This window comes from Caballeronia sp. NCF2, assembly GCF_023631205.1.
Classification (GTDB): Bacteria; Pseudomonadota; Gammaproteobacteria; order Burkholderiales; family Burkholderiaceae; genus Caballeronia; species Caballeronia zhejiangensis.
Window position 1 is genome coordinate 1 of record NZ_JALQDN010000066.1, and the last position, 973, is coordinate 973.

At 62.4% G+C, this 973-nt stretch carries 1 protein-coding gene; it reads right to left on the reverse strand.

The features are described from left to right. Positions 1-914 (reverse strand): electron transfer flavoprotein subunit alpha/FixB family protein (locus NCS02_RS26670; RefSeq protein WP_250523361.1); only part of this gene is annotated, 914 nt, incomplete at its 3' end. Between the last annotated feature and the right edge of the window lie 59 nt (positions 915-973).

Consider the following 973-nt stretch of genomic DNA (forward strand, 5'->3'; position numbering starts at 1 on the left):
TCCGGCACGACCGAGAACAGATCGCCGACGAGACCGTAATCGGCGACACTGAAGATCGGCGCTTCGGGGTCTTTGTTGATCGCGACGATGACCTTCGAGTCCTTCATGCCGGCCAAGTGCTGAATCGCGCCCGAGATGCCGACCGCAACGTACAGTTGCGGCGCGACGATCTTGCCGGTTTGACCCACCTGAAAGTCGTTCGGGACGTAGCCCGCATCGACCGCCGCGCGCGATGCGCCCAGCGCCGCGCCGAGCTTGTCGGCGAGCGGTTCTAGCGTCTTCGTGTAGTTCTCGCCGCTGCCCAGACCACGGCCACCCGACACGATGATGTGCGCGCTCGTCAGTTCCGGACGATCGAGCTTCGTCACTTCACGGCTCACGAACTGCGAGATGCCTGCATCGGCTGCGGCTTCGATCTTCTCGACCGATGCGCTGCCGCCTTCCGCCGCGACCGGATCGAAGCCCGTCGCGCGAACGGTGATGACCTTGATCGGATCGCTCGATTGAACCGTGGCGATGGCGTTGCCTGCGTAGATCGGGCGTTCGACAGTATCGGCGCTATCGACGGCGGTGATGTCGCTGATTTGCGCGACGTCCAAGTGTGCAGCGATGCGCGGCGCGATGTTCTTACCGTAAGCGGTCGCCGGAGCGAGGATGTGCGAATAATCCTTCGCGACGTTCAACACCGTAGCTTCGACGTTTTCCGCGAGGCCTTCAGCGAGTTGCGGCGCATCGGCGAGGAGCACTTTGCTGACGCCCGCGATCTTCGCCGCCGCATCCGCCGCGCCCTGCGCGTTCGAGCCCGCGATCAGCACATGCACATCGCCGCCAATCTTCGATGCCGCCGCAACCGTGTTCAGCGTCGCTGCCTTGATCGACGCATTGTCGTGTTCTGCAATTACGAGAATCGTCATGTTCAGATCACCTTCGCTTCGGTTTTCAGTTTTTCGACCAGCGTCTTCACGTCGGGCAC